General features: G+C 69.3%; 25 protein-coding genes and 3 pseudogenes. 14 read left to right on the top strand and 14 right to left on the bottom strand.

The features are described 5' to 3' along the window. Positions 1 to 197: 197 nt before the first annotated feature. The 5 genes from OG310_RS01200 (at position 198) to OG310_RS01180 (ending at position 6,247) form a co-directional block, all read left to right on the top strand. Positions 198 to 737 (top strand): ArsR/SmtB family transcription factor, encoded by a 540-nt coding sequence (locus OG310_RS01200; RefSeq protein ID WP_329453980.1) that lies wholly within the window; start codon positions 198 to 200, stop codon positions 735 to 737. A gap of 17 nt (positions 738 to 754) precedes the next feature. Then, the gene (locus OG310_RS01195; protein WP_329459982.1) at positions 755 to 2,020 is read left to right on the top strand and encodes an MFS transporter; all 1,266 of its coding nucleotides are present in this window, start codon (positions 755 to 757) and stop codon (positions 2,018 to 2,020) included. A gap of 999 nt (positions 2,021 to 3,019) precedes the next feature. Next, positions 3,020 to 4,015 (top strand): glycoside hydrolase family 11 protein, encoded by a 996-nt coding sequence (locus OG310_RS01190; RefSeq protein WP_329453979.1) that lies wholly within the window; start codon positions 3,020 to 3,022, stop codon positions 4,013 to 4,015. A 138-nt stretch (positions 4,016 to 4,153) separates the two neighbouring features. Continuing rightward, the gene (locus OG310_RS01185) at positions 4,154 to 5,143 is read left to right on the top strand and encodes a polysaccharide deacetylase family protein (RefSeq protein WP_329453978.1); all 990 of its coding nucleotides are present in this window, start codon (positions 4,154 to 4,156) and stop codon (positions 5,141 to 5,143) included. A gap of 159 nt (positions 5,144 to 5,302) precedes the next feature. Further along, on the top strand, positions 5,303 to 6,247 hold the full coding sequence (locus OG310_RS01180) for a C45 family peptidase (RefSeq protein ID WP_329453977.1): 945 nt from the start codon (positions 5,303 to 5,305) through the stop codon (positions 6,245 to 6,247). A gap of 335 nt (positions 6,248 to 6,582) precedes the next feature. On the opposite strand, the gene OG310_RS01175 is transcribed toward OG310_RS01180, so the two are convergent. Then, positions 6,583 to 6,990, bottom strand: coding sequence for a universal stress protein (locus tag OG310_RS01175; RefSeq protein WP_329453976.1), 408 nt, complete (start codon positions 6,988 to 6,990; stop codon positions 6,583 to 6,585). A 186-nt stretch (positions 6,991 to 7,176) separates the two neighbouring features. Then, a pseudogene (locus OG310_RS01170) lies at positions 7,177 to 7,380 on the bottom strand (transcriptional regulator); the annotation flags it as partial. Between the two features lie 180 nt (positions 7,381 to 7,560). Between OG310_RS01170 and OG310_RS01165 the strand changes: the two are divergent. The 4 genes and pseudogenes from OG310_RS01165 to OG310_RS01145 all read left to right on the top strand — a co-directional run bounded on the left by OG310_RS01165 (position 7,561) and on the right by OG310_RS01145 (position 11,882). After that, positions 7,561 to 8,568 carry an aldo/keto reductase gene (locus tag OG310_RS01165; protein WP_443078518.1) on the top strand — a complete coding sequence of 336 codons (1,008 nt, stop codon included), beginning with the start codon at positions 7,561 to 7,563 and terminating at the stop codon, positions 8,566 to 8,568. A 140-nt stretch (positions 8,569 to 8,708) separates the two neighbouring features. Next, positions 8,709 to 9,631, top strand: a pseudogene (locus tag OG310_RS01160) (aldo/keto reductase). 494 nt (positions 9,632 to 10,125) lie between these two features. Then, positions 10,126 to 10,941: an alpha/beta fold hydrolase gene (locus tag OG310_RS01155; RefSeq protein WP_329453974.1), complete on the top strand. Its 816-nt coding sequence runs from the start codon at positions 10,126 to 10,128 to the stop codon at positions 10,939 to 10,941. 686 nt (positions 10,942 to 11,627) lie between these two features. Further along, positions 11,628 to 11,882, top strand: coding sequence for a hypothetical protein (locus OG310_RS01145; RefSeq protein ID WP_329453973.1), 255 nt, complete (start codon positions 11,628 to 11,630; stop codon positions 11,880 to 11,882). A 439-nt stretch (positions 11,883 to 12,321) separates the two neighbouring features. On the opposite strand, the gene OG310_RS01140 is transcribed toward OG310_RS01145, so the two are convergent. The 4 genes from OG310_RS01140 to OG310_RS01125 all read right to left on the bottom strand — a co-directional run bounded on the left by OG310_RS01140 (position 12,322) and on the right by OG310_RS01125 (position 15,420). Further along, positions 12,322 to 13,275, bottom strand: a complete 954-nt coding sequence (locus OG310_RS01140) for a phosphotransferase family protein (RefSeq protein ID WP_329453972.1) — start codon at positions 13,273 to 13,275, stop codon at positions 12,322 to 12,324. 68 nt (positions 13,276 to 13,343) lie between these two features. After that, on the bottom strand, positions 13,344 to 13,874 hold the full coding sequence (locus tag OG310_RS01135) for a sigma factor (protein WP_329453971.1): 531 nt from the start codon (positions 13,872 to 13,874) through the stop codon (positions 13,344 to 13,346). A 239-nt stretch (positions 13,875 to 14,113) separates the two neighbouring features. Next, a complete protein-coding gene (locus OG310_RS01130) occupies positions 14,114 to 14,782 on the bottom strand; it encodes an alpha/beta hydrolase (protein ID WP_329459981.1) in 669 nt (222 codons plus the stop codon). 209 nt (positions 14,783 to 14,991) lie between these two features. Further along, positions 14,992 to 15,420: a substrate-binding domain-containing protein gene (locus OG310_RS01125; RefSeq protein WP_329453970.1), complete on the bottom strand. Its 429-nt coding sequence runs from the start codon at positions 15,418 to 15,420 to the stop codon at positions 14,992 to 14,994. An 897-nt stretch (positions 15,421 to 16,317) separates the two neighbouring features. Here OG310_RS01125 and OG310_RS01120 point away from each other — a divergent pair. Next, positions 16,318 to 16,785 (top strand): hypothetical protein, encoded by a 468-nt coding sequence (locus OG310_RS01120; protein ID WP_329453969.1) that lies wholly within the window; start codon positions 16,318 to 16,320, stop codon positions 16,783 to 16,785. 442 nt (positions 16,786 to 17,227) lie between these two features. Beyond that, the gene (locus OG310_RS01115) at positions 17,228 to 18,409 is read left to right on the top strand and encodes an esterase-like activity of phytase family protein (protein ID WP_329453968.1); all 1,182 of its coding nucleotides are present in this window, start codon (positions 17,228 to 17,230) and stop codon (positions 18,407 to 18,409) included. A 281-nt stretch (positions 18,410 to 18,690) separates the two neighbouring features. Here the strand turns inward: OG310_RS01115 and OG310_RS01110 are convergent, their stop codons facing one another. The 5 genes from OG310_RS01110 to OG310_RS01090 all read right to left on the bottom strand — a co-directional run bounded on the left by OG310_RS01110 (position 18,691) and on the right by OG310_RS01090 (position 23,764). Further along, positions 18,691 to 19,125 carry a VOC family protein gene (locus OG310_RS01110; protein ID WP_329453967.1) on the bottom strand — a complete coding sequence of 145 codons (435 nt, stop codon included), beginning with the start codon at positions 19,123 to 19,125 and terminating at the stop codon, positions 18,691 to 18,693. Positions 19,126 to 19,611: 486 nt separating this feature from the next. Beyond that, positions 19,612 to 19,755, bottom strand: coding sequence for a hypothetical protein (locus OG310_RS01105; protein WP_329453966.1), 144 nt, complete (start codon positions 19,753 to 19,755; stop codon positions 19,612 to 19,614). A gap of 327 nt (positions 19,756 to 20,082) precedes the next feature. Further along, a complete protein-coding gene (locus tag OG310_RS01100; protein ID WP_329453965.1) occupies positions 20,083 to 20,832 on the bottom strand; it encodes a maleylpyruvate isomerase family mycothiol-dependent enzyme in 750 nt (249 codons plus the stop codon). A 54-nt stretch (positions 20,833 to 20,886) separates the two neighbouring features. Then, positions 20,887 to 21,054: a hypothetical protein gene (locus tag OG310_RS01095; RefSeq protein WP_329453964.1), complete on the bottom strand. Its 168-nt coding sequence runs from the start codon at positions 21,052 to 21,054 to the stop codon at positions 20,887 to 20,889. A 268-nt stretch (positions 21,055 to 21,322) separates the two neighbouring features. Then, positions 21,323 to 23,764, bottom strand: a complete 2,442-nt coding sequence (locus OG310_RS01090) for a GH92 family glycosyl hydrolase (RefSeq protein ID WP_329453963.1) — start codon at positions 23,762 to 23,764, stop codon at positions 21,323 to 21,325. A gap of 94 nt (positions 23,765 to 23,858) precedes the next feature. Between OG310_RS01090 and OG310_RS01085 the strand changes: the two genes are divergently transcribed. The 3 genes from OG310_RS01085 (at position 23,859) to OG310_RS01075 (ending at position 24,811) form a co-directional block, all read left to right on the top strand. Further along, positions 23,859 to 24,014 carry a DUF6879 family protein gene (locus tag OG310_RS01085; RefSeq protein ID WP_329453962.1) on the top strand — a complete coding sequence of 52 codons (156 nt, stop codon included), beginning with the start codon at positions 23,859 to 23,861 and terminating at the stop codon, positions 24,012 to 24,014. A 75-nt stretch (positions 24,015 to 24,089) separates the two neighbouring features. Then, positions 24,090 to 24,410: a restriction endonuclease fold toxin gene (locus OG310_RS01080; protein ID WP_329453961.1), complete on the top strand. Its 321-nt coding sequence runs from the start codon at positions 24,090 to 24,092 to the stop codon at positions 24,408 to 24,410. A 5-nt stretch (positions 24,411 to 24,415) separates the two neighbouring features. Continuing rightward, on the top strand, positions 24,416 to 24,811 hold the full coding sequence (locus tag OG310_RS01075; RefSeq protein WP_329453960.1) for an Imm7 family immunity protein: 396 nt from the start codon (positions 24,416 to 24,418) through the stop codon (positions 24,809 to 24,811). 73 nt (positions 24,812 to 24,884) lie between these two features. Here the strand turns inward: OG310_RS01075 and OG310_RS01070 are convergent, their stop codons facing one another. From OG310_RS01070 to OG310_RS01060, 3 genes and pseudogenes are all read right to left on the bottom strand, one after another. Then, on the bottom strand, positions 24,885 to 25,130 hold the full coding sequence (locus tag OG310_RS01070; RefSeq protein WP_329453959.1) for a DUF2283 domain-containing protein: 246 nt from the start codon (positions 25,128 to 25,130) through the stop codon (positions 24,885 to 24,887). Between the two features lie 39 nt (positions 25,131 to 25,169). Next, positions 25,170 to 25,390 (bottom strand): annotated as a pseudogene (locus tag OG310_RS01065) (IS5/IS1182 family transposase); the annotation flags it as partial. Positions 25,391 to 25,572: 182 nt separating this feature from the next. After that, a complete protein-coding gene (locus tag OG310_RS01060) occupies positions 25,573 to 26,352 on the bottom strand; it encodes an SDR family oxidoreductase (RefSeq protein WP_329453958.1) in 780 nt (259 codons plus the stop codon). Positions 26,353 to 26,473: the final 121 nt, after the last annotated feature.

Genomic DNA, 26,473 nt, shown 5'->3' with positions numbered 1-26,473 from the left:
AGGCAGAGGTCCACGCCGGCCTCCCGAACAGCGGCGATGAGCTGACTACTTGAGCTCGCCGGGGCTTCTGGAGGGCTCCCCCGGACGGGCGGCGGGCGGGGGGCTTCGGCAGAAGATCTCGCGCGCCGGACTGCAGATTCTGGAAGTCCGTGTAAATCCCCTTGCTCAATGGTCAAGAATCGTTGACTATTGCTCACATGCCCACCGATGAACTCCCTGAGACCTTCCACGTCACCACTGACGAGCAACTACGCGCCGTCTCCAACCTCACACGTCACCGGATCATGGCCGTGCTCCGCTTCGAGCCCGCGACGATTACGCAGATCGCCGAGCGGATGGGCCTCGCGAAGGGGAGTTCCAGCTACCACGTGCGGCTGCTCGAACGGGCCGGCCTGGTGCAGGTGGTACGAACGCGGAAGGTCCGGGGGGTCACTGAGCGGTACTACGCGATGGCCGCGCGGGCGATCGTGCTGCCGGATCCGGGCGAGGGAGGGCCGGATGTGCTGATGCGGCATGCGGTGGCGGACCTGGAGGCATCGCCGGTCGATGGCGAGCGGCACGTACGGATGGCGCATCTGCGGCTCACCGAGGACCAGTTCGCGGAGCTGGGGGCGCGGCTGCAGGCACTGGCGGACGAGTACCGGGAGCTGTCCGATCCGTCGCTGCCGGACACGTCACTCGTCTTCGCACTGTTCCACCCGTCGCCGCGCGAGCAAGCCGAAGGGGACGCCAAGTGACCTCAGGCGTGAGAAAGTTGCCGACCGGGTTCGGACGGCTGTGGACTGCGCAGACGGTGTCCTCGCTCGGTGACGGGGTGTCGCATGCCGCGCTGCCGCTGCTCGCGTTGGCGTTGACGCGGGATCCGATGGCGCTCGCCGTCGTCACGGCCGCGGGAACGGTGCCGTGGCTGCTCTTCGGGGTGATCGGCGGTGCGCTGGTGGACCGCTGGGACCGCCGGCGCACGATGTGGGTCACGGACGCGGCGCGTGCGGTGCTGCTCGGGATACCGGCGGCAGCGGCCGCGCTCAACGTGCTGAGCATTCCACTGCTCGCTGCTGTCGCCTTCCTCCTCGGCCTGGGCGGACTTTTCTTCGACACGGCCGCCACGGCCTTTCTGCCGGATCTGCTCGGCCGCGACCCCGCACTCCTGGAGCGCGCCAACTCCCGCATGCGCGGCGCCCAGACCGCCGCGTCCGGCTTCGCCGGGCCGCCCGCGGGCAGCGCCCTGCTCGCGCTCGGGCGGGCGGCTCCGCTGCTCGCCGACGCGGTCTCGTTCGCCCTCTCCGCGCTGCTCATACGGTCGCTGCCTGCCGCACCCCGGCCCGTGCCGCAGGCCCACGAGTCACTGTTTCGGCAGGCGCGGGCCGGCGCCTCGTACGTATTGCGGGACCAGTTGCTGCTCGGGCTCGCGCTCCGTCCGGCGGTGGGGAACATCGCCTTCCTCGCCGTGGAGACCGTGCTCGCCCTCTTCGCGCACGATCGTCTCGGCATCGACACCTTCGGCTTCGGTCTGCTCCTGACGGCGGAGGCCACCGGCGGTCTGCTCGGCGCGGGCATCGCCTCCTACCTCGGCCGACGACTCGGCACCGGCACCGCGCTGACCTGCACGGCCGCAGTCGAGGGACTTGCCATCCTGGGCCTTGCCGCCGCACCGAATCCGTACGTCGCCGGCCTCGCGCTCGCCGTCTGCGGAGCGGGTATGGGCGCCACGATGGTGCTCGGCCCCTCTCTTCGACAGGCGATCGTCCCCGCCCATGTGATGGGCCGGGTCGCCTCCACCTCCCGCATGCTGGCCATGTGCGCTGCCCCGTTCGGTGCCTTCCTCGGCGGCTGGCTGGCCACTGCCTACGACGTACGCACCCCGCTCTACGTCGCCGCCGGCCTCCTCCTCACCATGACCGCCATCACCGCGACCATGACCAGCAACCGTCGGGTTGAGGCAGCACTGCGTGCCGCCGCCCCGGCTGATGATTCACAGCACCCGGAATCCCGGGATTCCGTTCAGGAGCATGCCCTTTAGGGCTCCGCGAGGTCGTTGAACCGGCGCACGGCAGGCCCAGCTCGGTGTTCCTCGCCCTGGCCCGGGAGCGTCGGGTGCCCACAGCTCAGCGCACGCGCACGGCGACGGAGGCGATGGTTCACTACGACGCGGCCGGGGGAGGGCGCAGGGATGCGGCGGGGCCCGGGACCCGCCCCGGCCGTCTTCTCCACACCGAGGGGCCATCCGGCACAGTGGGCAACTCCCCAGCGTCTTCGCCGCGTTGAGCCGGACCGAGTGCCAGTCGGTGCCCGTCGGCCCGTCGTGGCGGGCGCACCGGGCGCAGCGCCCGTCGCCGCGGCCGATCCGGCTCACGATCCGCCCCGTCGCCTCGACCAGAACAGCCGGCCGGACCGGACGACGCTCGCAGCCTCGCCCGTCCTCTTTCCGGGTGCCGCACAGGCACCGCCGCGTGCCCGCGGACGCGCCTCTGGCCGAAAAGCCCATCCGCCCCGGAACCGGCGTGCGGGACACACCGGTTCCTGCGCAGGGCTGCGGGTGCGCCCTTCGCACTCCCGGCCAGGAGCCGCACCTCTTCGCGGACCGGCCCGGCCGAAGTGCTGATCGCCGGCCGGGGCCCGGCCGGCGGCGCGTCACCGAACGGCATCAAGCCAAAGGATCACGTCTCGAAAGTTTCGAACGACTGACTCGGGAGTGATGCTCGACATCGTCCAATCCATCGAGACTCTTGCTCACGACACCGTGTTCAACCAGGTAAAACAATGGAGTGGCACTATAGGGGAGGTTCGATATTCTCGAAAAATCTACCGAAAGTATTGACAGTATCAGGGTCCGGTCAACATTATTCGCTCACGCTCAGCTGTCGGCGATCCGGTACGCACCACGCCATGGCAGTGGTTCCCAAGCGCTGGTTTGTCATGGGCACGTCTCTCACCTCGGGGCACCGAAGGCACTGAAAGCACCGCGACGGCATCGCGTACCGCTGAGTGGATCTCCACCCCGGCACAAGGAGGAAACCTGATGAGAACCCCGTCCATCGGACTGCGTCACCGACGCAGTTTCCCGACCGTCCTCCGCGGCCTCATCTCCGTGGTCGCGGCGACGGTGATCGCCTTCGCGGCACAGGGCGCCGCCCAGGCCGACACGACCATCAACACGAACTCGACCGGCACCGACAACGGCTACTTCTACTCGTTCTGGAGCCAGAACAGCGGCCAGGCCTCCATGACCATGGGGTCGGGAGGTCAGTACAGCACCACGTTCAACGGCGTGGCGAACTTCGTCGCCGGCAAGGGCTGGATGCCCGGAAACCGCAACCCCGTCACCTACTCGGGGACGTTCAACACCTCCGGGAACGCCTACCTGTCCCTCTACGGATGGAGCCAGAACCCGCTCGTCGAGTACTACATCGTCGACAACTGGGGTTCGTACCGTCCCACGGGCACCTACAAGGGCACCGTCACGAGTGACGGCGGCACGTACGACATCTACGAGACCCAGCGGGTGAACGAACCCTCCATCGAGGGCACCAGGACGTTCAACCAGTACTGGAGCGTCCGTCAGACGAAGCGGACCGGCGGCACCATCACCGTCGCCAACCACTTCGACGCGTGGGCCAGCCACGGCATGTCGCTCGGAACCATGAACTACGAGATCCTGGCCACCGAGGGCTACCAGAGCAGCGGCAGCTCCAACATCACACTGGGCAGTACCGGTGGTGGTACGACCCCGCCCACGGGAGGCGGGGGCGGTGGCTGCACCGCGACGCTCTCGGCCGGTACCTCGTGGAGCGACCGCTACAACCTCAACGTAGCGGTCTCCGGCTCCAGCACCTGGAAAGTGACCGTGAAGGTCCCCTCGCCGGAGCAGGTCAGTTCCACCTGGAACATCAACGCCTCGTATCCGGATGCCCGGACCCTCGTCGCCACACCCAACGGCAGTGGCAACAACTGGGGCATGACGATCATGAAGAACGGCAGCACCACATGGCCGACGGTCAGCTGCAGCACCAGCTGACCAGTGCGACATGGACCACCTCGCCGCCTCCCGGCGGGGCTGGTGCGGTGCCCGGGACACCCCGGGCACCGCGAACCGCGGCCCCACCCCCACGCTCTGCCCTGCGGCACCACTCCATGAAGAGAAGGGACCCTCCCCATGCGTACAAGACGCATTCCCTCGCGTAGTGCGTTCGTGAGCGCGCTCGGCGTCGCCGCGCTGGCCGCGGCGGGCACCGTCACACTCGGCACCGGATCCTCCCAGGCCGCCTCCTGCAGCGGTTATGTCGGACTCACCTTCGACGATGGCCCCTCCGGCCAGACGAATTCCCTGCTCGGCGCCCTGACACAGAACGGGCTGCGGGCCACCATGTTCAACGAGGGGCAGTACGCCGCGACCTACACCGCCCAGGTGCGCGCCCAGGTCGCCGCCGGCATGTGGGTGGGGAACCACACGTGGGACCACCCGCACATGACGCAGCTGAGCCAGGCCGACATGGACTCGCAGATCTCGCGGACCCAGCAGGCCATCGCCAACGCCGGCGGGGGCACACCGAAGCTGTTCCGCCCGCCCTACGGCGAGACCAACTCGACGCTCAAGTCGGTCGAGGGCAAGTACGGTCTGACCGAGATCATCTGGGACGTCGACTCCCAGGACTGGAACGGTGCCAGTACCGACGCCATCGTCCAGGCCGTGGGCCGACTGACCAACGGGCAGGTCATCCTCATGCATGACTGGCCGGCCAACACCCTCGCGGCCGTACCGCGCATCGCGCAGACCCTGTCGAGCAAGGGACTGTGCGCGGGCATGATCTCGCCGTCGACCGGCCGCGCCGTGGCCCCCGACAGTGGTGGTACGACCCCGCCTCCGGGAGGCGGCGGTGGCGGCTGCACCGCGACGCTCTCGGCCGGTACCTCGTGGAGCGACCGCTACAACCTCAACGTAGCGGTCTCCGGCTCCAGCACCTGGAAAGTGACCGTGAAGGTCCCCTCGCCGGAGCAGGTCAGTTCCACCTGGAACGTCAACGCCTCGTATCCGGTTGCCCGGACCCTCGTCGCCACACCCAACGGCAGTGGCAACAACTGGGGCATGACGATCATGAAGAACGGCAGCACCACATGGCCGACGGTCAGCTGCAGCACCAGCTGACCAGCGCGAGAGGTGTGTCCTGTGCGACCGACGTGGCGTGGTGACGCGGAACCCACCACGCCACACGGCCTCGCCGAGGGTGGACACCTGGTGAATTCCGCGCAAAATGAGCTAAGTTGCCCTCACCTCGTCCGATTCTCACACGTGGGAGTGTCAGTTATGCGGCAACAGCACAAGACCTTCCAGGCGATCGAGGTCGGCGACGGCGGCGACGGGCGGTGGGCCGCCCACGCCCGGGCCCTGTGGCAGGACATGGAGGGCCTGCTGACCGCGGAGGGCAGGACTGCGGAGGGCGCGGACCGTGTTCGGGCGCTGTTCCGTGCACACATGCCAGAACTGGTCCCGGTTCTCGACCGCTTGGCCGGCCAACTCGACCGGCCCGAGGCGGAGGCCTTCCTCACCCACGCGGCACTGCGGCCGTTCTCCCCGGCCTGCACCCAGATCGGCCAGAACGGCACTCTGCTGCGCAACTACGACCTGCCCCCCGATCAGTGTGAAGGGACCATCGTCTCCTCCTGCTTCCTGCGCCCCGTGATCGGGATGCAGGACGTGCTGTGGGGCTTGCTGGACGGGATGAACGACGCCGGTCTCGCGGTCTCGCTCACCTGGGGCGGACGTTCCGTCTACGGACGGGGCTTCGCCATTCTCATCGTGGTGCGCTACCTGCTGGAGACGTGCGACACCGTCGACGAGGCGGTCGGCAGGCTGCGGTCCCTGCCCGTCGCCGTCCCCCAGAACCTCACCCTTGTCGATCCCGGGAAGGCGGTGACGGTGTTCGTGGGGCCGGACATGTCGCCGACGCCTGCACCGGATGCCTGCGCCGCCAATCATCAGCACCTGCCGGTGACCGACGAGCAGGAGCGGGCCTCGCGGACGAAGGAGCGGCTGCGGGCCATTCGCGCCGCGGGTGCGGACGTGGCGGCGATGCTGAAGCCGCCGTTGTATCGATCCGTCGATGAGCAGGGGTCGGGAACGCTCTACACGGCCCACTACCGGCCGGCCGAGGGGCGTGTGACGTACTACTGGCCCGGTGGGTCCTGGCAGCAGTCCTTCGGTGACTTCGCACCCGGATCCCGCACGGTGACCTTGGGCCGGGCCGGCTGAGGGGCTTTCCGGACTCCTGCTCACCCCCGCACGAAGGTCTTGCAAGAACGTGATGTCATCCGCCGTCGACGGGCCCTCCCTCGGTCGGCCCTGCCACCCGCCGCACGGTGGACCGGCAGGGGCTCGGCACCGCTCCACCGGTCGGACGGGCGCCGCGCCCGATCCACCCGACAAGGCGTCTCCCGCCACGTGGTCACCCATCGACAGGCCTTGACCATACTCAGGGAGCCGTGGCCCCCGGCACTTCTCCGTGACGTCTGCGACCTGATCGCGCTCACCAACTCCCCCTGGACCATGGAGGACACGGTCTTGATGCCGAGCGGTCCGGCCGACGGTCAGGGGACAAGCAACACTGCCACTTTCGAATGGCGCGCCAGCCCCACCGACACGCTCGGTTCGAGCACGCTTCTCAGGAGGGAGTGCTGACGTGGTGCGGCGACAATGAGATCCGCGCCGAACCTGTCCGCGGCCTCGATGATCATCGCTGAGAAGGTCGACTCAGGTGCGTGTACGAACTCCTTGGTGACCGAGACGCCCGCTGCCGCGATCTGGTCGGCCCCCTCCTGCAGTGCGCGGGAAGTCTCTGGGCTATTGATTTCGTCGTCCCAGGCGCTCGGCACGAGGCCCTCTACGTGGACCACGTGAACGGACGCTCCCAACGCAGCCGCCAGCTCTGCAGCGGTCTTGAGTTCCTTCTGGTTGCGTTCTGTTCCGTCCACCGTGACGAGGATCCGCCTGAACATCGCGTACTCCCAGCAGTTTGCGGTTACGGGACCGAAGGATCGGCAGCCAACGCTTCACAGAGGATCGGTGCCTGTTCGTTCATCCATACCTCCACCGTGCACCTGTCAGCGAGAGCGTGCAGTCCAGGAAGTTGCTGCGCGCAACGTGTTGCGGTCCTTGTCGTTGAGTAGTCAACAGGGCGGGGCGAGGGCGGACGGGCTGGGGCGGGTCTCCTTGCCGCGTTCCGGACGGATCTGGTAGTCGACGCTGAAGCCGGACAGGGTCGCCAGTTCCTCCCGGCATAGTCCCGGGGTGCGGCGTGCGTCGGCCCGGGCCCGCGGTGAGGCCGATCCGGGCCCAGCTCCGGGACCAGCTCCGCCCGCCGCTCTCGCCGCCGAGGGGCCTTTCAGCGGTCATACGCCCAGCCCCACGCCGCCGCCGGTCGTGCGCGGTGGCAGAGTGGGGGTCCTGCCGTCCACACCGAACGGCCCTCCTGGCACCCGTACCGCAGCGGCGCCAGGGTGGAACCATCCGCTCTGCGCGCACTCGCCGGCCCCGTACGGGGTAACGGGGGAAGAGGCGGGAGCCGGATGTTCCGATCACAGACAGGGAGTAACGCTGTGCAGCATGTAACGCTCGGTGGCCTGGAGGTTTCGCGGATCGGCCTGGGGGCAATGGGCATGTCCCACGGTTACACCGGTGCCGGGACGGACGACGCGGAGTCGGTCCGGGCCCTCCACCGGGCCTTGGAGCTGGGGGTGACATTTGTCGACACCGCCGAGGTCTACGGTCCCTACACCAACGAGGAACTGCTCGGCCGTGCGCTGAAGGGCCGCCGCGACGAGGTCGTGCTCGCCACGAAGTTCGGCATGATCTCCCACGCCGGGCGGCCGTCCGGGCAGCTCGACAGCAGCCCGGCCAGCATCCGGACCGCCGTCGAGGGCTCCCTGAAACGGCTCGACACCGACCGCATCGACCTGTACTACCAGCACCGCGTCGACCGGCAGGTGCCGATCGAGGACACCGTCGGTGCGCTCGCGGAACTGGTCGCCGAGGGCAAGATCCGCCACATCGGCCTGTCGGAGGCCGGCCCGGACACGATCCGCCGGGCCCACGCAGTCCACCCGGTCACCGCGGTCCAGTCGGAGTACTCGCTGTGGACCCGCGACCCCGAGGCGCGCGTGCTGCCCGTGCTACGCGAGTTGAACATCGGCTTCGTGCCCTTCTCCCCGCTGGGCCGCGGCTTGCTCACCGGCACGATCCGCTCCACCGACGACTTCGCCGCCGACGACTTCCGCCGGAACAATCCCCGCTTCGCCGGCGAGAACTTCGAGCGGAACCTGCGCGGAGCCGACGAGGTCCGGGCGGTCGCCGCGGACGCGGGCGTCACCCCCGCGCAGGTCGCCCTCGCCTGGCTGCTCACGCGAGGCAACCACATCGCGCCGATCCCTGGCACCAAGCGCGTCGTCCGCGTCGAGGAGAACGCCGCCGCCGACGCCGTGCAACTGGCCCCCGAACAGATCGAACGCCTCGACAACCTCACGCCCGCGGCCGGCAACACGCACGACGAGGCCGGTATGCGCGCCATGGAACGCTGACACCCGTCTCCCGGCTTGGCGCCCCGCCGCACCACAGGGGTTCGCAGGGCACACCCGCACGTTCGAAAGGAACGAACACCGCGGAGTACACGCCTCTGTGATCGTCCGGATGGAAAGTCAGCCGCATCGCTCTTGGCTGCATGAGCTTCGGAGATCCGGCCAAGCGGATGCCGTGGGTGCCCGACGACGAGAAGGCCGGACCGATCTTCCAGCAGGCCGTCGACCTGGGCATCACCTTCTGGGACACCGCGAACATCTACGGCCTGGGCACCTCCGAGGAGATCGTCGGCCGCGTCCTGAAGACGTATGTGCGGCGCGACGAGGTCGTGCTCGCGACCAAGCTGTTCCATGCCGATGGGTGAGGGCCCCGGTGGCTCGGGGCTGTCGCGCAGGGCCGTCATGGAGCAGGTCGACGCGTCGCTCAAGCGTCTGGACACCGACTACATCGACCTGTACCGGATCCACCGCTTCGACCCGGGGACGCCCGTCGAGGAGACGATGGAGGCGCTGCACGACGTGGTGAAGGCGGGCAAGGTCCGCTACCTCGGCGCGTCGTCCATGTGGGCATGGCAGTTCGCCACCATGCAGCACACCGCGCACGCAGGCGGCTGGACCCGGTTCGTCTCCATGCAGGACCAGTACAGCCTGGTCCACCGCGAGGAAGAGCGGGAGATGTTCGGCCTGCTCGCCGCCCACGGCGTCGGCAGCATCCCCTGGAGCCCACTCGCGGCGGGACCTGTCGCGCGCCCGTGGGGCGAGAGAGCCACGAACCGGGCCCAGGGCAGCCCGACGACCGACGCCAAGGGGAGGCCGCTGTTCCTCGACAGTGACCGGGCCATCGTCGACACCGTCCAGCGCATCGGCGAAGCCCGAGGCGTGCCGATGGCCCAGGTCGCGATGGCCCGGGTCCTCAACAACCCCGTCGTCTCGGCGCCGATCGTGGGCGCCACGAAACCCCACCACCTGGCCGATGCCGCCGCCGCGCTCGACATCACGCTCACCGACGAAGAGGGTCCGTTCGTTGGAAGAGCCGTACGTCCCGCGCATGCCGACATATTTCTGAGGGTCTCTTCCCGCCCGGAACCTTCCGCTGTCCGATGCCACGTCGGACGGGCGAGGTGCCAGACGTCGCCGATCTTCGCGGCGCTCACGTGCGGGAGGAGGCCGGTGGCCCAGTCGGTCGATGGATGGGCCGCGGACTTGCCGTGCGGGGTCTGAGGGCGGGTGAGGGAAATCGCCGAGCAGCAACCGCGCAACCGGTCCGGCGAGCGGGGCCGTCACCTGTGCGCGCACCAGATGGAGGCCGCGCGGCCGGCCAAGGGTGGCTCCTCGACGAAGGCGTGGGAGGCCGGCGCCCTGGATCGGGGGCGAGGTGGCGGTGTCCGGTACGGCAAGGACGCATTCACCGTGTCCGCCCAGGGTCGGTGCCGCCGCCGGACAGGCTGTCCGTTGGGTGGGACGCCGCGGCACCCGCCGGCGCGGGTCCCGTCGCATTGCAGGGCGTCGGGCGGGGGTGGAAACTGAGGACGGACGGGCGCGACGGAAGGGCCTGGCGGCATGGGCGACTACGTGGCACTACCGGGCGTCACGACCTGGTATGAGAGTGCGGGGGCTGGGGAGCCGGTCGTTCTGCTGCACGGCGGGTTCTGCACGAACGAGACGTGGGGGGCCCAGCGGGGCGATCTCGCCGTGGATCACCGCGTGTTCCTGCCGGAGCGTCGCGGGCACGGGCACACGCCCGACGTCCAAGGGCCTCTCTCTTACGAGGACATGGCGCAGGACACCGTGGACTTCCTCGAATCGGTGGTCGGCGGGCCCGCCCACCTGGTGGGATGGAGCGATGGGGCGATCGTTGCCCTGCTGGTCGCGATCGCCCGGCACGACCTCGTGCGGAAGAGCGTGGTCGTCGGGACCAACTTCCGTCCTGCGGCGGAGTCCTGGGTGGAGCCGTCCATGCTCGACGACATGGCTCCGGAGAGCACGGACCTCGCCTTGTTCCGCGAGATGTACGAGGCGGTGACTCCTGACGGTCCGGACCACTGGCCCGTGGTGGCGGGGAAGATCCTCGACATGTGGCGCACGCAACCCACCTTGTCCGTTGATGAGTTGGCTCGTGTCGGCTGCCCCACCCTCGTCATGGTCGGAGACGACGACATGATGACGCTGCGGCACACGGCCGACCTCTATGACGCGATCCCGGACGCCCGGCTGGCCGTGGTGCCGGGAGCCTCGCACCTGGTTCCGTTGGAGAAGCCCGCGCTGGTCAATCAGTTGATCCTGGAACACCTGGGAGACCACGCGGCCGAGACGATGCTGCCCGTTCGGCGCGCCGCGGCGAATGCCGCCCCAGGACGCGGCCCGGCCACGTCGTAGCTCAGCGCTGGTCGGCCGCGATCGGGTGACCGGCTGGTCCCGAACGGGATCGTGTGGAAGCTGCGTAGGGAACAGCCTGGCGGGATGCGCCGGACCGGTACGGCTCGTGGCAGACCTTGTACACGCGTTTTGGCAGGTGGGCCTTCGATGGCGGGTGTTCTCGCACATGCTGCGGGAGATCGAGGCCGAGGCGGGCGGGGCCGGGTATGCCGTAGCGGCCCGGCAGCGGGGCGCCGGGGCAGTGTCGCGGAAAGCGATGTTCGAGCGGGTCAGCAAGGCAGGGCCGCAACACAGCCCCGGCCCCGGGGCCGGGCCGGCGCCCCGGAAACCGGCGCGACTTGGAGCCCGGCATGGCCTCAAGGGAGCGGCGGCACCGGTGGGCGGTACCGGCCTTCCACGCAGACCTAGGCACTGGTTCCCGGGAGGCCGCTGAGCGGCGCCGGCTCAGGTCGGTGTGGCCGGCGGTCGGGGCTCGTGCGTCGCGGTCCCGAGGGGCCGTCTGGTCCGGCGCGACAGTCGTGAACCTCGCTGCCCTGCAGCTCCCGCGCCCCCATCGGATCACGAACCTGCGCCGTGATCAGGATCTGGCCCGACGTCGGTCGCAGTCGGGCGGAGCAGAGCAGGGCTGGTCGGGCGGTTGCGTGTCCGAGGTGACAGAAAATTCGAACAAGCGATCTAATGCAGTGATGGACAACTTCCCCGACGACCTGGTGCAGACGCAGTACGCCTTCAACGCCACCTACGAGGCGCTCGCTGCGCCACTCCCCATCGACCCCACGGGCCTGCGCCGGCGCCTGCTGCTCCTGTCCGCACGGCTGTGGTGGCACCCGTACTGGACGACCGTTTCGTCGGCACCGACGGCGCGGTCCGAGCTGCGGCGTCTGGTACGTCCACGGAGCCCAGAGGCCGGTGATGTGATCCCGAAGACGGGATGGCGGTAACGCTGTGCGGGGACGGGGGACGGGGGACGGAGGTAGGGGCAGGGGCAGGGGCAGGGGCAGGGACGTGGACGGGGCGCGGGGCACGAGGGCCGCACCGGCTCACAGCGGCAGAGAGATCGCGTAGTGAATCCACTGCCGTGTTGGCCCCGTGGTGAGGCATACCGATCCGCAACGGACCAATGCCGGTCTCGGTGGAGTGAGGTCGAAGTCCAAGCGGGCATGATCCCAGATAGACCTGCCTGTCAACGACTCGCAAAAAAGGGGCATAACGCCCCACTAGTTATAGATAGCGAGAGTTCCACAGAAGTTGGACCAGGACCGTAACTCGGTTCTGGCAAGGATCTTGGGGAGCAGCCACGGCGGGGGATGGGCTGTTCCGATCGAGGATGGGCACAGGCAATGGCGGTTCGCGGCCGGGGCCGTGCACCAGGCTGCCTGCTCAGCCCAGCGTGTTCATCAGGGCGGAGACGTAGTCATCCAGTCGCCCCTCCACGGCTCGCGTCGTCAAGTCCGTCCTGCCCGCCTCCCGCCATGGCTGCGATACCTGTCGCACTTCTTCTGAGGACGCCAGCCCGTCGCGCACCTGCCAGTACAGCCGCTCGTTCGCGGTCGCGGCCAGCACCCCGCCGGCCTCCTCATACGCCTCAGGGAACCGCAGACCCCACTCCGGGCCGTGCAGTAGCGCGAGATTGACGGAGCAGTGCGCCACATCGAGATCCGCAGGGCCCCAGGAGGCCGCCGCCCAGTCGACGACGCCGGTGATCCGGGCACCTGCCGGCCTTGAAGGCGGCACGTCGAACAGCACGTTGCCGGGCTGGAAGTCCCGGTGCAGGAACCGCCCCTCAAAGGGCGGCGCGGGCTCGCGGATCACATCGATCGCCGCGGCCCACGCCGCCGCGTCGGCGCCCTGCGGGACCACGACCGTATCGGCGGTCGTCAACGCCACGTACTTCCGGGGTCGTGCGGCGGGAAGCACCGCGTGAATCGCCGCGAGTTGACGGGCCAGCAGTGGAACGCGTGCCTCCAATCCCTCATCGTCGAGGACTGTCCGGCCCGCCAGATGTGTCATAAGGAGCGACGGATACTCGCAATGCGCGGCGGTCGGATCCACCGCGACCAGTCCAGGGGCCGGCACGCCGGTCCCCGGGAGCAGGGTCAGGGCGCCGACCTCCCTGTTCAGCCAGTCCTCGGCGTGCTCCACGTTGACGAAGGTCCGCAGCACCAGGTTACGGGTGCCTCCGTCCCGCGTGCCGATGGTGAGCCGCCGCATTTCGGCGGTGATGCCGCCGTGCAGCGCCTCGATCCCGACGATCCGTTCGCCGAGCTTCAGGTGCCGGTTCACCCACGCCAGTGTCAACGGGCGGAGGGCGGCCGCCTCATCGTGGTTGCTCACCGTGCCACCCCATCATCTGGACGACGTCACGCGCAAAAGGGTTTCGTCGGCGTGACAGCGACCCTGCTCTATTCCTCGGTCGCCTTCGACGGCACGTCTCGTAGCTGCCGCGCACACCGTTCAGGCAGCCGGATGGTGCCGTGCCTGAGGGCGGCCGTGATCCCGTCGTCCGAAAGGTCGTGGAAGTACCGCAGCACCACGCCCGTCCGCCTGCGTATCGGCAGTCTCTGGAAGGCCCGGACCAACTGGTCCCGGGCGTACACCTGCCCGTAGTCGTCGCCCGGCGTCCCGTCCTGGGTGGGGACCGTGCGACAGAGCCTTCTCCACCGGTCGTTCGCCAGGTTCACCGTGATGCGCCGCACATAGGCGTCGGGTGCGTTCTTGGCGGCTGTGCTGCGCCACTCGCGGCAGGCCCGCTCCGGGGTCTCCTGCACCGGGTCTCCCGCCGCCTCGCGGTTTCCCGTGAGGAGGAGGGCGCCGTGGGACAGTACGGCCGACCGGCGAGGACGGAGCCGGGGCAGCCGTTTCGGACCCCGGCGGGCTCGGGCACGCTCATTCTCAGCGCGCGGACTGCGCTCGGTCGCCAGATCCGGACCCATTCGCTCCTCCCTTCCCGTGGCCCCTCCCCGAGGTGGAAGCGGGCACACCTGCTGCCCGCCCGCAGTGGGAGGAGGAGGGTCACGCGACCGAAGTCCGCATGGCCAAGGGCGGCGCCGCTCGGCACACTCGGGGCCGGATGAACCGGCCCGGGGTACCCCCGGGCCCCGCGGCAAGTCCTCCGCCCGGGAGAAGTGGGGTGCTGGGGCGCCGTCGGGCAGGAGGCATCATCCGGCGTTCGTCAGCGCGTGTACGCGATCAGCCGGTCGACGAGGTCGACGGGCCGCGACAGGGCGACCAGGTGACCGCCGGGCATCGCGTCGGCGTTGATCCCGAGGCGGTCACGGGCCACCCGGCGCTGGAACTCCGCGGGGAAGAAGCGGTCATCGGCCGCAGTGAGCACGCGGGTGGTCGGCTCCGGCCACTGTTCGATGCCGCAGGGCTGACTGAACGCGAGGTCGGCCTCGGGAGATTCGTGCGCGGCCCCGGCGGCGGCGACCTCGGCCGGCACGTCGTGGAGGAAATAGGTGGGCAGATCGAACTCCGTGCTGTACCCGCCCGCTTCGGCTGCGGCGATGCGGGCTGCCGACCATCCGGTGTTGTCCCACCACTGCCCGGGGGTTTCGCCCGGCAGCGGGATCATCGCGTTGACGAGCACGAGAAGATCCACGTGCACGCGGGCGCAGACCATCGGCGCGGTGAAGCCGCCCATCGACTGGGCGACCAGCACCACGTCATCGCGGTCGCCGATCGCGTCCACCACAGCGTCCGTGTATTGCGGCAGCCCCACGGACTTGTCGGCGCCGGGCAGTTCGACGGCGACCGCCTCGTACCCCCTGGCTTCCAGCTCGGTCACCACGCGATGCCAGTACCAGGCCGCACCCCCGGCCCCGGGAATCAGGACGAACATCGCCACCCCTCGCATTCTCTTGTGTCGGTGGAACATGAAGACCGCCATGACCGACGAGAATCATCGGTCATGGCGGTGTCGTGCCGTCGAGCGACTGGCACGGACAGCATCATGTTCGGCTGATCGTGGGGGTTCGGCCATGCTCACGAGGGAGCCTGACGCACCCTTGCGAGGATCGGGCGAGCAGTCGGAGTTCGCGCCGATCCGGCTCAGGCCCGGCCGGGCACCGGAGCGGTGGAGCCCCGGAGCCGCAACTCGGGCTCGATGAGGGTTTCCTCCGCGCTCACGGGCCGGTTCGCGATCAGCGAGGTGACGATCCGTCCCACGTTCTCCGCGATGCGCTCGATCGGCTGCCGGACCGTCGTGAACGCTGGTCCGATGAAGTCGAGCACGGGGGAGTCGTCGTAGCCGACGACCGAGAGGTCCTTCGGCACGCTCAGCCCGGCGCGGCGCGCCGCACGGTAGGCGCCGAAGGCCATCTCGTCGCTCCCGGTCCGCGGCGCGCAAGTCGTAGGGGCCGCCGCCCCCGATCTCGTCGTCGGTGTAGTCCGCCACGCGGGCCCGACCGGCGGCAGGGTGGGCGCGGTCGCATGGTCCCGCGAGCTGCTGCTCGTCGTCGAGGACCAGGGGCGCGTCAACTACGGTCCAGGCCTGGGCGAGGGCAAGCGACGCCACGTTGCCGGTCCCGCCCTGCCCGAGCAGCGTGGCCGCGGCCTGCTGGTTGCCCCTCGACGTTGAAGTGCTGGCAGGCGACGAACTCCTCCGGAGCGCGTATCGCTCGACGCGGACGACGATCGTGGTCAGCGACGGGCGGGAGGCGAGGGCCGTGGTGTCCCAGTTGCCGTAGCCGACGACGGCGGTGTCCTCCGGCACGCGGACACCCTCCTCGCGCCGGGTGTCCGAGAGCCCCGGGCGATCTGGCCGTCGCGGCAAAGCAGGTGTCGGTGCCGGGCGCCGTCCGCGCCGCCGAGTGTGCGGCACGGCGGCCCCACGCCTCGCTCCGGTCGCAGAAGTGCACGTGCCCGCCCGAGAGTGCGTGCCCGGCCCGGGTCAGCAGTTCCTCGTCCGGCAGGTCCCGGGAGGGGGGCTGCCGCACGGAGGCACGGGCCCGTGACATGGGGCGATGCCGGTGCGTCCGAGACCGGTCAGGCGCTTGACAGCCGGCCGGGGCGAGGTACACCCGCACCGACCGACCGACCGACCGACCGACCGACCGACCGACCGACCGACCGACCGACCGACCGACCGACCGACCGACCGACCGACCGACTCCTCGCTCCCGCCCCCGGAGCGACGGGCGGTCCGACGCGGCGGGACGGCCGCCTCCTCGCCGGTCGACCCGGGGCGGTGACGGAAGCGTGGCCCGGCAACGGTCGACGCGGCCATGCCAATCACCGGCGAACTCAGCTGTACGGGGGGTTACTTCGGGTCGTGCACCTCCTCTAGCGTATGAGCGCGCGAAGCGGTTCGTGAGAACCGCGATCCGGCGTCAAGCAGACGCTCGACGCACAACGGACCTAACGGGGGATGGCGCCATGCGCATGAAAAGGATCACTTCGATCGCCGTCGCGGCGGCCGGCCTCGTCGCGACGGCTCTGGCGACGGCCCCTTCCGCCTCCGCCGCGCCCAACTCGGCGAACTCGACTGCGTGCAGCGACCCCGGCTTCGTATGCATCTACTATCACAGCCAGGAATATGCCGTGACCCATACCGCCAGTAATGGCAGGGCGGACTACGGCGCGGAATTCGAAACGGCCGCCAACATCTCCAATTACGGATCCGGATGGCAGTTCTACGCCGGATACTACGGTGGCGAGGGAGCCGGGCTGAGCGTCAAGAACAACGCCGCCTTCGTGGACAACTGGAACGAAACCCAAACCTATCGCGTGTACTACAACAGCGGCTACAGCTGCTCCGTGGCATGCCAGGACTTCGGCCCGGGGCGGTTCGGCGACTTGAATGCGAAAATGCAGAACAACAATGCCTCCGGTAAATTCCTGTGACGTAGGGTCGGGAAGTTCGTGTGCCCCCCGGGGCCGGGTCGCTCCCGTGGCCCGCTCCGGGGTGCACTGATCCCGTTGATGGCAGGGCACCGACGGCCCACGCTCGACCAGTAACGCGTGGGCTCCGGCGGCCGAGGAGCCTTCGGAGCGGGGTTGCCGGCCGCCGGGGCAACGTCCGCCGGCGCCTGCCGGCCGGCTCCCTGGCAGCGTTCTCGCCCACGATTCGGGTCACGAGAGCGGGCGGAGGCCGACGGTGCGTCAGGCCGTACACCTGGCCATTCATCCGCCGACAGCCACACCATCGGTGCCTCCCGTCGGGGCCTGTGAGCGCGTGGCAGAGGCCCGCCCCCTTGTTGCTCCGCCCCCAGGTCACTCGGTTGCGTGACGACGTCACGCGTGTGGGTGACTGCGCTCGGTGGGTACGCGGGCCAAGATCGCTTACATGAAACTCTCCTTGATCCCCCGGGCGTCCGTCGCGGCCCTGGCACTGGTGGCGGCGATGGCCCCCGCGGTGGCGGCCCAGGCGAGCGGTACCCCCGCCCGGCCCGGCCCCGCCGTGTCGTCCGCGGCCGTGAACGTCCGGCTGCTGGGCGAGAAGATCGTCCCGCGCGGCCTCACCTTCCAGGACACCACGGTCGGCGGGCTGTCCGGCATCGACCGTGACCCGTGCACGGGCCAGTACGTGGTGATCAGCGACGACCGCTCGAACCTCCAGCCCGCGCGCTTCTACACGGCGAAGATCAGGGTGGACGGCGCCGGTGTGCACTCCGTCGACTTCACCGGCACCCACCCGTTCCTCCAGCCGGACGGGTCCGTCTATCCACCGGCAAGTGCCGGCGACGGCAAGGTCGTGGACCCGGAGGAGGTGCGGGTGGACCCGCTCAGCTGCCGGTACTGGTGGGCGCAGGAGGGCGACCGGCCGACGTCGCCCGGCCAGCCGCTGATTCAGCCGTCGATCCAGTTCGCCGGCCGCTCCGGTGCGTACCACGGCCAGCTGCCACTGCCGCCCAACTACGTCTACACCACGGGTGATCGGGGCCTCCGCCGGAACAAGGCGGTCGAGGCGATCACGTTCGGCGACAAGAACCGCGTGCTGACGAGCGCCGTCGAGGGCCCGCTGCTCCAGGACGGCCCGGAGCCCACAGTGGAACACGGTGCGCTGGTCCGCGTGACGCGGCAGAACCGGAAGGGAGACGTCCTGGGGCAGTTCGCCTACCCGCTGGAGAGGATCTTCGCCGAGTCCGACCCGTCGAGCCCGTGGCCCGCGGACACCGGCGTGCCGTCGATCCTCGCGTTCCCCGGGGACCCCGGCCGCTATCTCGTACTCGAACGTACATGGGTCGCGGGTTCGGGCTACAAGATCCGCGTCTACGACGCCACCACGCGCGGCGCGACCGAGGTGCGCGGCGTCGACTCCCTGGCCGGACGGAAGATCGTGCCGATGCGCAAGAAACTGGTCGCGGACTTCGACAAGTTGGGCCTCTCCACGGTCGACAACACCGAGGGCATGACCTGGGGCCCGACGCTGCCGAACGGCGAACACACCCTGGTCCTGGTCAGCGATGACAACTTCGCCGACGACGGGGTCACCCAGGTCGTCGCACTGGGCATCCGCACCTCCTGAAAGATAGGCCACGGCAGACGGCAGCGTCGTGTGCACGACCACGGCGACTGCCATCCGTTGTACCGAAGTGATCGACGCGGCGGCAGTCCGCGCCACGGCTCCGCCTGTCGAAACCGTGGCCGACCGTGTCATCCGCCGCGGCCACCGTCTCGTGTCCGCACCGCCATGCTCGGCACCAGCATGGTGCACAACCTCGCCTCCACGGGGTGCGTTCCACTCCTACGGGACCAGAGGGAGGGGCCGGGGAGGCCGCTTCGCGCCTCCCCGGCCCCGAGAACGCATCAGTCGACGCAGAATTCGTTGCCCTCGATGTCCAGCATGGGGATGCACGACTCGTTTTCCTCATCGGCATACAGCGTTTGCACGTGGGTGGCGCCGAGGGCGACCAGGCGGGCGCACTCGGCTTCGAGCGCGGCGAGGCGCTCGTCCCCCACGAGTCCGGTGCCGACCCGGACGTCGAGATGCACCCGATTCTTGACGACCTTGCCTTCTGGGATGCGCTGGAAGTACAGGCGCGGGCCCTCGCCTGAGGGATCACTGCAGGCGAACCACGAGTCCCGCTCCTCAGGAGGCAATGTACGGTTGAAATCGTCCCAGGTGGCGGACCCCTCCGGTGGAGGCGGTATCTCGTAACCCAGCACCTCACACCAGAAACGAGCAAGGCGCTCAGGTTCCGCGCAGTCAAAGGTGACTTGGAACTTCTTGATCGCTGACATCAGCGCACCTTAGCGCTCCGGCGCGGACAAGTGGACTGCGGCTCAGCGCACATCCCTCGGCGACGACCTCACCGACTCCAGCCGATCAAGGCCTCCGAGTCCTCAAACTCTCCTCAAGGCGACAGCGGCCCGACGTGTGGAAACCCCGGAACACCGCCATTCGGTGCACCAACGCCGACGACTGCACGCTGCCGTAAAGTCCGTCCTCAAACCCACCACCACCGAAGACCTGCCCTCACCTCCATACTCAACACCTGCAGCAGCCGGGGCCGGGGCGCCACACTCCGTCCCCTGGCCGGCCAGAAGCCACCCAAGTCATCCACCGGGACGCCGGCAGGCCCCCGGCTGGACCGGGGGCTCGCAGCTCCCCACTCCATCCCCCAGTGCTCCGAGGGCCGCAGCCAAGGTGGGCCGCGCGCTGGCCGGCGTGGGACCGGAGCGAGAGCCTCTCCACGGCCTGTACCCCTGGGCGGCCGTGATGTCGGGTCACCGTGCGCGCAGCAGCGCCACGGTCGCGAGCCGCGTCGTGCCGGCCGCCTCGGCGCCCTTGGGTACTCCGAGGACGCCGACGCGCTCGACGCCGCGAGATCGCAGCAGATTTACGGCTGCGAGGAACGTCGCCAGCGGCATCTCGCAGGTGCCCTCTGGATGCCCTGCCCCGCCGAACCAGCGGATGACCAAGGCGAGGAGGCCTGCTCAGCGAGCGGACGGGCACGCCGCTGATCCACCCGTCCGCTCGACCCGGCCAACACGACCACGCCGCTGCTGCGGCTGCTGCCGGCGGCCGGCTCCCGCGGCACCCCCTCCCAAGGGGGGCGTCGACTCAGGCTTGATGACCGTCATGGCCTTCCCTTCCGGCAGGCTGATCTCCGCCCCAAGTACCCTGACTCCAGCCGTAGACCGTGACCTTGCTGGTGCGGCCACCGCAGGTCAGAGCGTAGGGCCTGGGCTGGGAGGTCAGCTCAAGTCGGGCCAGCTCAGGACGTTCTCCAGGGTGGCGCGGTCACCCTCGCTTCGCAGGCTGTCGAGGGGGAGGCGGCCGTGCAGGGCGAGCAACAGGTTGCTGGCCGATCCGTGCAGATCGGCGGCCGTCTCGTGTTGGCCGTCGATGAGGTGTGAGCCCGAAGCCGTCAGGTCGACCAGCCACGACTCGCCCTCGGCGGCGTGCAGGCCGATCCGGGCCGCCTCGTGCGGCCAGGGGCCGGCGGTGCCGTGGCTGACGCCGACGAACTCGGCGATGCCGTCGAGTGCGACAACCGCCGGGACCGGCTGGGGAGTCCCGGTGGCAAGCTGGGCGTCGAAGGCGTGAACAGCGGCCTCCTGGACCTGATGGCGCGCCACGGCACCGCTCGTCGACGGCACGTCGGAGTTGCCCCACCAGGTCCAGCAACCCACCGCGGGACCAGCGGCTCGCAGGGCGGCGATCAGCTCCTCGGTGGCTGCGGCCGAACGAGCCAGTAGGTCGGCTGACAGCATGTCATCGGCCGGTTTCACGGTCGGGGGCTTCTCGCTGGGACCGGCCACGACTGCCGCCGCCCAGAACCGGTGCACTTCAATAAGGTGCTCGACGAGGTCGCGGAGTGACCAGTCGGGGCAGCTGGGGACGCGGACATCCAGATCGGGGGAGCCCGCGACGCTGCTGTGCAGCGCGGCGGAGCGGTCCTGGACCAGGTCCAGGAGGTCTTCGAAGGCAGGTGTCTGGGTCATCCCCGCTTCCTATCACCCGGCACTGACAGCGGCCCTCCGGCTTTGATCGACCCGTTACTCCTCCAGCAGCGGTTCGCGGTTGTGCTGGTGAACGGCGCTGCGGGAACAGGTACGGCCACCGTTGATCATCGGTGCCTGAAGACTGAAGATCATGCGGTGGCCGCAGGACACACCGTAGACGCTGCCCGCTGCCCGCTGCCCGCTGCCCGAGGCATGAGGCATGAGGCTGATAGGTGACAGCGTGGAGGTTTTCGCTGGTGTCCGGCTCCGTGTCGTGCGCACGCGCGAATACACGTGTCTGATGTCCGGTCCTCGATGAAACGAGGGGCCCCAGAACGGTCGGTCTGGGGCCCCTCGGTTCTCCCGGCGCGCTGGGAGCACTCGCCCGTGCAGCGGTCCGGGGATGCGGGGACATCCCGCCGCGGAGGCCGGGCAGCGGTCGGCGGACGCCTCCCGGCGCGGGCCGGAAAGGGCGGTCGGCGGCGGGAGCTCAGGCCCCGTGGCCGCCTACCCCGAAGGAGGGCGGCGCGTCGGCGGGCTCGCTGCCCCAGCTCCGGTCCGGCGTCGACGCGAGCGAGAAGTCCAGCTTGCCACCGGTGTGAACGAACTCGGCCGGCAGCCACGGCTTCGTGGAGCGGCGGCCGTTGACGAGCAGTCCCTGCACGTACGGCACGTCCCGGGCGGCATGCGGCGCGTGCACCTCGATCGTGCGGCCCGAGCCGAGCCGCACTGTGGCCGCACGGAACAGCGGACTGGCGAGGACCAGTTCGGCCCGCCCCGGCACCTGCGGGAACATGCCGAGCGCCGACCACACGTACCAGGCGCTCATCGTGCCGAGGTCATCGTTGCCCGGCAGCCCACCCGGCTCCGGCGTATACAGCTCCGTCATCGCCCGGCGCACCACCTCCTGCGTGCGGTACGGCGCCCCCGCGTACGCGTACAGGTAGGGGACAGGGATGTTCGGTTCGTTGCCCATCCAGGCGTACGGCTTGTCCATCCCCGCGTTCAGCTGGGTGAAGAAGGTGTCGAGACGCGCGCGGACGGCTTCGTCGCCGCCGAGCGCGTCGAAGAGGCCCCGCACGTCGAACGGCACCATCCAGGTGTACTGGGTGGCGTTGCCCTCCACGAAGTTCGTGGGACTCGCGGGGTCGAAGTCCGCGGCCCAGGAGCCGTCCGTGTTGCGCGCCTGGATGTAGCCCGTCCGCGGGTTGAAGAGCTTCCGCCAGTACTGGGCGCGCTTGTCGAACGCCGCCGCGGTCCGCTTGTCCCCGGTCTGCCGGGCCAGTTCGGCCACGGCGAAGTCGGCGGTGTTGTACTCCAGCGAGGTCGAGACCGCACCGTAGTGGTACTGCTCGTAGGTCCGATCGGCCGGGAGGTAACCGAGCCGCTGGAAGTCCTCGATCCCCGGGCGGATGCCGTTCGCCTTCGTCGCCTGCGCGACGAGTGCGTCCACCGCGGCCCGCACGTCGAAGTCCCGGGCCCCGAAGGCGTAGGCGTCGGCGAGGATGGGTGCCGCCGGGTCGCCGACCATGATGTAGGCCTCGCCGTTGGCGAGCGACCACTTGGGCAACTGACCGCTCTGCGCGTAGCCGTTCACCATCGACTGCATCATGTCGCTCGTCTCGCGCGGCGCGAGCATGGCGAGCAACTGGATCTGGGAGCGGTAGACGTCCCAGCCCGAGAAGTTGGCGTACTGCGCGTGCCCGCTGCGCGCGCGGTGCGTCTTCCCGTCGAAGCCGCTGTACTCACCGCTCGCGTCGGAGAAGACGTTCGGGTGCAGGAAGCAGTGGTAGAGCGCCGTGTAGAAGGTCGCCAGGTCCGCCGGCTCACCGCCCTCGACGCGGATCGCGCCGAGCCGCTCGTTCCACTCGGCGCGGACCCGCGCGCGCTGCGCCTCGAAGCTCCCGTGGTTCTCCGCGCGCAGGTTGGCGCGCGCACCGGCCAGGCTGGTGAAGGAGATACCCACCCGGACCTCGACCGCCGGCCCGTCGAAGGTGACGTACGCGCCGCAGCCGGCCGCGCCGGTGCCCGCGGCGCTCGCGGGGGATGCCAGGCACGAGTTCCCGCTCTTGTCGTCAGTGCCGTCGTTCTGTGCCGCGCACGCGGCCTTCGTGCCGCCGGGGCGCACGGTGTCGCCGCTCCAGGTCCCCGAGGTCTTGAACGGCTGGTCGAACTCGGCCCAGAAGTAGACCCGGTAGAGGTCGTCAGCCCCGCAGAACATGCCGCTCTCGGCCCAGCCGCTGAGCGTGTCCCGACCGACCTGCACCTCGGCGGCGCTCGCGCCGGCCGCCGAGCCCGAGACGTCCACGAGGAGGCTCGCCGTCGTGCCGCCGGGGTAGCTGAAACGCCCGGTACCCGTTCGCTGCGTCGCGGTGAACTCCGCCTTCGTGCCGTTGTCCAGGCGTACCCCGTAGTAGCCCGGGGAGGCGGACTCCGCCTGGTGCGAGAAGGCCGAGGCATATCGCTCGGGCGTCGTCGCGGGCGAGGACGTCACCTCGCCGGGGAACGGCATGAACGGGAAGTCGCCGAGCGAGTCGCAGCCACCGCCCGAGATGTGCGTCAGGCTGAAGCCGCGGATGCTCGGATCGGCCCAGGAGTAGCCACCTGGCTGGTTCGCGACCGTGTCCGGGCCCCACGTGACCATCCCGAAGGGCGCGACCGCCCCGGGCTGGGTGTTCCCTGCCTGCTGGCTGCCGAAGGCAAGGGGGCTGTCCTTCTGGATCGCGGTACCCACGAAGGGGTTCACGTGCCCGGCCAGGTCCCCCGGGGCGCCCTTGCCGCCCGCGCTCTTCGCCGTGCCCGCCACCGCGCCGGCCACGCCGGACAGGAGCGGGGACTGCGCGAGCGCCATGCCCGCGCCCGTCACTGCGAGGCCTCGCAGGAAGCCCTTGCGCGTCAGGCGGGCACCGCCCGGAGGTACGTCCTGTGTCATGCCGCTCTCCTGTTCCACACCGCGCTGGTCCGCGCACGCCGCTGGGGGCCGAATCTGACAACGTTGTCTCGCTGCGTGGAGGTGACCTTTCCAGTTGGTTGATCACAAGTCAACGGGTCCGAGTAGCAGGCGGGCGGACCATCTCCGGCTCCACGAGGAGGACTTCTGGACCGTCGACTCGCGGGTCGTGGCACTGCTTCACTTCAACCGGGACGACGAGATCAGGCGGACGCGGAGGAACGGACGCTGAGGGAGAAGGTGGAGGGAGCGGGGAGGAGGGACCGGGTCCGCACGAGGACAATGGCGGACTCGGCAAACTCGTCAGGTGAACAAACCAGATCCCGCTGCCGACGAACTGTCTGAACGCCTGGGCGGCGAGTCCGGTGGCAAGTTCGAAAATGGCCCCGAGGGACGCGAGTTCGACGCCATCGGCGACCAGTACGTCGGCAGTCGAAATCCGCGGAATGCAGGGAGGAAGAGTCCTTCGCAACCAGGCGAAAGAAATATTCGAATATGCGATACAATTGGACGCACGCCATATTCCCCTTTCGGCGGCGAGCCGGGCCTTGATGTCATCGCGAGGCTTGAGGAATGCGGTCGACGCTTCGGCATCGACCGTGTGATCGATAAAACTCCACTAGGATAACGGCCATGTATGAGTTTCATGGCTGGTTCGGGATCGCCGAATCGGCCGAGGAGTCGGATGCAGGGAGTCGCGACGAGGGAATCGCCGAATTACGGGCGAAAATCTCTGAGATCGACTGGTCGACCGGCGAGGCTGCATTGAACGTGCACAACGGCGAGTACTTCGTTCTGGTCAACGGCCTCGTGAACAGGCGCAGGGACGAGGCCGAGGACGTGGACGGTCTTCTGCGTCACATCGCCACCCGTTTCCCGGGCTCCTGGGGTCTGCTCTACGAGCGCTCTCCGGACATGGAGGTCGCGCCGGGCCAGGGCGCTTTTCGCGTCAAGGTCATGGCGAGAGGAGAGATTCATATCCGCCTGGACCCCTTCCTCTCGCCTGTCCGTCCCGTCATCGAGGACTGATCCCGAGTTGAGTGAGCCTTTCCAACCTGATCCGGCGGCTATCAGGACAGCACGCGCCGGACTGCTCCCGGGCTCAACTTCCTTGGGGATCCCGCCGCTCGGCGGCTTGGAGCACGTACTCGGGGAGTTTCGACGTGGCGGCCAGGACCTCGATGCCGATGAGACGGCCCTGCTTGTCGAAGTCGAGGTTGATCATGCCGTCGACATCGATCGGATCGCAGGGACAGGTATGTGCTGATCTCACGCTGACCTGCGGGTCGGTGAAGTATATGTAGGCCGCGTTCGCGGTCTTGTCGTAGGTGACTTTGACGTCAGGCACGATGCCGTGGTCTCTTCTGTGTTGTTGATCCCGGTCTCTTCAGTGCGCCGCGGGTTGCGGGGCAGCCGGGATGGCCTTGACGATCGGGGTGACGCGGGTCGTACCGCAACGGATTTTGCGCAGGAGGCGCCAGGCCTTGAGGTGGACATGGCCCTCTCGCCGAGGGCTCGGATCATGGCGTGGTAAGTGTTGACGGCTCGCTGGCCTGCGGGGAGTGTGTCCCAGCGCCCGCGGTGAGGGACGCGGACGGTGCCGCCGCTCTGCACCTACGCGAGTACACCGACGATGCCCCGGCCCGACCATGGGGTTCCCCTGGCGCGCCTGGTGTTGGTTGGCCCCAGGGGCGCACATGGGGTGCGGCAGCCAAGGACGGGGGCTGCTCGACCTGTGTGCCGCGGGTGTGTCCGGTTGTCGGGGCCGTGGTGGCTTCCGGGCGGGATGGTTACCAGTCGAGTGGGAACGGTACGAAGGGAGCGTCTTCCGGTGCGGCCTTGCGGGCCGCCAGGGCGGTCCTGGCGGGCTCGCCCACCGGGAGGCGCAGCGGGGGATCGGGTTGTTCGAGTGTGTCGGCGAGTGCGGTGGCCACGTCTTCGGGGGTGACGGGTTCGAAGATGGAGGTGCCGCGCAGTGGGGCGAATTGCTGGAACAGGGGGGTGTAGGGGTCGTTGTCCGTGAAGTAGGACTTGGCTTTTTCGGCTCCGCCGGAGGAGACGGTGCTCGGCTGGAGGATGGTTACCTTGATGCCGAAGTGGCCCGCTTCGACGGCGAGGGTCTCGGCGAACGCCTCCATGGCCCACTTGCTGGCGGCGTAGGGGCCGATGATCGGCACGACGAGTCGGCCCTGGATGCTGGAGACGAAGATGAGTCGTCCCGCGCCTCGTTCGCGCATGGCGGGCAGGACGCCCTGGGCGACACGCAGGGGGCCGAAGGTGTTGAGCTGGAAGAGGGCCTCGACTTCGGACAGGGGCACGCTCTCCAGGGAGGCGCGGATCGTCGTGCCGGCGTTGCTGACGAGCACGTCGATCTCACCGGCGTCGCGCAGGGCCTCGTCGATGCTCTGCTGATCGGTGACGTCGAGGCGAAGACGCCGGTCGACGGGGAGGTCGTCGAGGTCTTCGGGTCGGCGGGCGGTGGCGACGACCCGGTGGCCGCGGGCCGCGAGTTCGGTGGCGATGGCCCGCCCGATGCCCCGGGACGCGCCGGTGATGAGTACGGAGGTCATGTCGGTCTCCTGTCTGGGTGGTGCACTGCAGGCGGCGGCGCACTCGCCGAACGCTTCCCTTGGGTGTGTGGGGATGCGGCGCTGCCGGAAGCGAGCGCCCAGACGAGGGCGGGTTGCGAGC

Origin of the sequence: Streptomyces sp. NBC_01497 (assembly GCF_036250695.1) — a bacterium.
Lineage (GTDB): Bacteria > Actinomycetota > Actinomycetes > Streptomycetales > Streptomycetaceae > Streptomyces.
This window is presented reverse-complemented; position numbering and strand designations above follow the sequence as displayed.